Below are 3,261 nucleotides of genomic sequence, written 5' to 3'. Positions count from 1 at the left end.
AAATTATTGTCCTGAGCGACAAATATTGGACCGAAAGTGCCATTGCTTCTACCTAGAGAGACATAGACATCACTATTTCCAAAACCGACAATATCATCACGACCATCGCCGTTGACATCACCAAGCTGACGTGGATATAGGTCAAAGCTAGTCCATCCGCCATCAACGACAGTAAAATTATCCCTTTGAGCGACAAATATCGGGCCAAAAGTGCCATTGCTTTGACCTAGAGCGGCGTAGACATCACTATTTCCAAAACCGACAATATCATCGCGACCATCGCCGTTGATATCACCAAGCTGACGCGGATATAGGTCAAAGCTAGTCCATCCGCCATCAACGACAGTAAAATTATTGTCCTGAGCTACAAACAACGAACCGAAAGTGCTCATTATAATGCTCCTTTAATCAATCATATTGCGCGTAGTAAAACTACGTACCTATTTAGGATTCAGTTTCGGTTCCGGGAACTACGGTAATCATTTACAAACCTTTACACGGTAATATTGCTATGACAGATTCTGACTACCAAGCGATAACTGATGAAGAGTTGCAAGACTGGGTTCGCTACCATCCCAAAGATGTAGAAGCCTTCCACATTCTCATGGATAGATTAGAGCAACGTCCAAAAGTGTTTTGCAGCACAGATGAAGAAATTGAAGCCGAATTGCAAAAGCGAATTAACCAATCGCGATCGCAGTAAAGTAGACTGGAGATTAGGGATTAAGTAATTTTTCCAGTATCCAGTACCAACTTTTCTGAGTTTTAAACACAAATATTATTAATTAAATTCTCAGAATGCTAAAATTATCTATCTCTGTAAACTGCATTAATTACAATATCTTTGATAAGTAGGTAAATAATTAATAAGCTCAATAAAAGTTGCCCAAATTGAAGAATTGGATCTAATCGCCAGCCTTGAAAAACCAAAATAAACCCGGACAATAACATTATAATTGGCGTAAATATCGCTTGGATAATATAAAGTGCTAAAGCCCAACTCGTAAGTCTTGCTCCACGTTTGACTAGCCAAAATACCATAAAAATCAAGTAAACTACTCCTAAAAGCAAATAAATAAGTCCCAGTATACTAGCTGAATTTGCTCCAAAGTTAACTTGAGCGAAGGTAAGCATTTATTAAAAATCCTGTTTAATTACAAGCCGAAATTTTAAACTATTACCAGTTAGGTATAGAAAACCAAAAGTCTTTATTTATAAAAATTGTTGGGTTTCGCTATTGCTTAACCCAACCTAGAATTCTTACTCATCTCTTTTAGAACCTCTATTTTTTCTTACCTGGAGGTGAATTGCGCTGAGTGAGGTTATCAATTTGCAATTGTTGGCGTCCGTTGGTGATAATTCGCAACATCTGCTTGAGATCCTGCTCAATATTTTCCAGAATGCCATCAGCATAAGCATCAGCACCATCTTCAATTTCTTGAGCTTGAGCGATCGCAGTTTGTCGCATTTGATCTAACTCTTGCTGACAAGCATATCGTTTACGGTCAATTTCGGCGAGAGTTTCTTGCATTATTGCTTCACACTCTTGTTGCACTTGTCGCCGCAGTTGTTCAGCTTCTTGTTCGGCCTGGTGAATAATATCGCTTTCAGCTAAAATTTGCGCCCTTTTTGCTTGCGCGGCCTCAACAACCTGCTGTCCATACTCTTCCGCTTCCAGCAGAATTTCGTCCTTTTGGTCGAGGATAGCTGCTGCTTGTTGAAAAAGCGATGGTAAGGCAAGCCGGATGTAATCAAGCTGATCTAGCAGCTTTTCTTCATCTATAAGAGTGCGTCCCGTCAGTGGAATTCTGAGACTAGAGAGAACCATTTCCTCTAGACGGTTGAGTTCCTGCTGAATATCTATGCTTCCCTCTCCACCGAGATGCTCTTGAGGGGGGAGATTGCTTCCGTTGAGATTGGGTTCAACATTGGAGAGTTCTGATTGTAGCATTGGTATATATCTAGGGCAATGTGTGGGGGAACGAGATGATCGATAGAGCCACCAAACCTTGCAATCTCTTTTACCACACTACTACTTAAAAAACTATACTCATTTGAGGTTGCAAGAAAAACTGTTTCTATTTGGGTAGAAAGAGTTTTATTGGTGTGAGCCATTTGCAGTTCCACTTCAAAATCTGACACAGCCCGTAAACCCCGCAGCAAAACTTGTGCTTGTCGCATTTGAGCATAGTTGACGGTAAGTCCATCAAAGCTGTCTACTTCTATATTAGGTAGATGTTGTGTAGAAAGACTGATCTGATTTAGCCGTTGCTGGACGCTAAAAAGTGGCATTTTGTTGGGGTTCCGCAGTACAGCGACAATTACCCGCTCAAACAGCCGACTACCGCGCCCAATGAGGTCAAGGTGTCCCAAGGTGATGGGGTCGAAGCTACCAGGATAAATAGCAATCACAATTTTAGATATATCAAAGTTGTTTGGGTGATTATATCGAAGCTCTTTTGTGTAACCTACTCAAATTTACCATCTTGCGCTCTGAGTAAGGATGCTAAACTCAATTGTTTTGCTGGTACAAGTTATGCTCAACTAGGCGTTAAGAAATATAGCGGTGCATATAGCCGGAACCTCACCCCGCATTTGAGTAAACTTACGCTCCCCTCTCCAAAGCATCAGAGAGGGGTTGGGGGTGAGGTTGAACAAAACCGCTATAAACTCCTAAATATGGATGCTGAATTTTTATTTGTGTCCCCACGAGATTGTGAAGGATTTAAGTACAGTTCCAGCATTCGATATTAAAAAAACTCCGTACTTAGCAAAGTGCGCGGGTAGTTAACGAACTTTTCTAGGTAATTTTTCATGGCACTGGATTTTTCCACCTTGCCCTTGGCGTTTCAATTTACTTCTCCAGGACCGATTCTGGTAAAATTAGGACCACTCAGTATCCGTTGGTATGGCTTATTGATTGCCACAGCAGTGTTAATTGGGGTCATCCTTTCCCAGGAATTGGCAAAGCGCCGTAATGTTAATCCTGAGTTGCTAGGCGATTTATTCTTTTGGTTGTTGATTGGGGCGATTCCTGGCGCACGGCTATATTACGTTTTTTTTGAGTGGTCAAAATATGCTCCAACTCCAGGAAAAATCTTTGCTATCTGGGAAGGAGGTATTGCCATTCATGGAGCAATTCTTGGTGGCGTTTTGGCTGCGTTAATCTTTGCCAAAATCAAGCAGGTTTCTTTTTGGCAACTGGCAGATTTAGTAGCGCCTTCGCTGATTTTAGGGCAAGCGATCGGACGTTGGGGCAAT

General features: G+C 41.4%; 6 protein-coding genes. 2 read left to right on the top strand and 4 right to left on the bottom strand.

The genetic code is table 11. The annotated features are described in order from the left end of the window. Nucleotides 1–392: VCBS repeat-containing protein (locus LC574_RS32575; RefSeq protein WP_229457728.1), on the bottom strand; the 392-nt coding region annotated here is incomplete at its 3' end. A gap of 119 nt (nt 393–511) precedes the next feature. Here LC574_RS32575 and LC574_RS32570 point away from each other — a divergent pair. Further along, on the top strand, nt 512–703 hold the full coding sequence (locus LC574_RS32570) for a hypothetical protein (RefSeq protein WP_229457727.1): 192 nt from the start codon (nt 512–514) through the stop codon (nt 701–703). 104 nt (nt 704–807) lie between these two features. Here the strand turns inward: LC574_RS32570 and LC574_RS32565 are convergent, their stop codons facing one another. The 3 genes from LC574_RS32565 to coaD form a co-directional block, all read right to left on the bottom strand. Further along, complete coding sequence (locus LC574_RS32565; RefSeq protein WP_229457726.1) at nt 808–1,134, bottom strand: Ycf66 family protein; 327 nt, start codon at nt 1,132–1,134, stop codon at nt 808–810. 148 nt (nt 1,135–1,282) lie between these two features. Then, nucleotides 1,283–1,951 (bottom strand): DivIVA domain-containing protein, encoded by a 669-nt coding sequence (locus tag LC574_RS32560; RefSeq protein ID WP_229457725.1) that lies wholly within the window; start codon nt 1,949–1,951, stop codon nt 1,283–1,285. Continuing rightward, nucleotides 1,861–2,412: a pantetheine-phosphate adenylyltransferase gene (coaD, locus tag LC574_RS32555; protein WP_229457724.1), complete on the bottom strand. Its 552-nt coding sequence runs from the start codon at nt 2,410–2,412 to the stop codon at nt 1,861–1,863. The genes LC574_RS32560 and coaD overlap by 91 nt, the downstream gene beginning before the upstream one ends. A 402-nt stretch (nt 2,413–2,814) precedes the next feature. Between coaD and lgt the strand changes: the two genes are divergently transcribed. Next, nucleotides 2,815–3,261: prolipoprotein diacylglyceryl transferase (gene lgt / locus LC574_RS32550; protein WP_229457723.1), on the top strand; the 447-nt coding region annotated here is incomplete at its 3' end.

Source organism: Nostoc sp. CHAB 5715, from assembly GCF_020829685.1.
In the GTDB taxonomy this organism is placed as follows: domain Bacteria; phylum Cyanobacteriota; class Cyanobacteriia; order Cyanobacteriales; family Nostocaceae; genus Nostoc.
The sequence above is the reverse complement of the archived record's forward strand: the minus strand, read 5'-3'. Positions and strand labels throughout refer to the sequence as shown.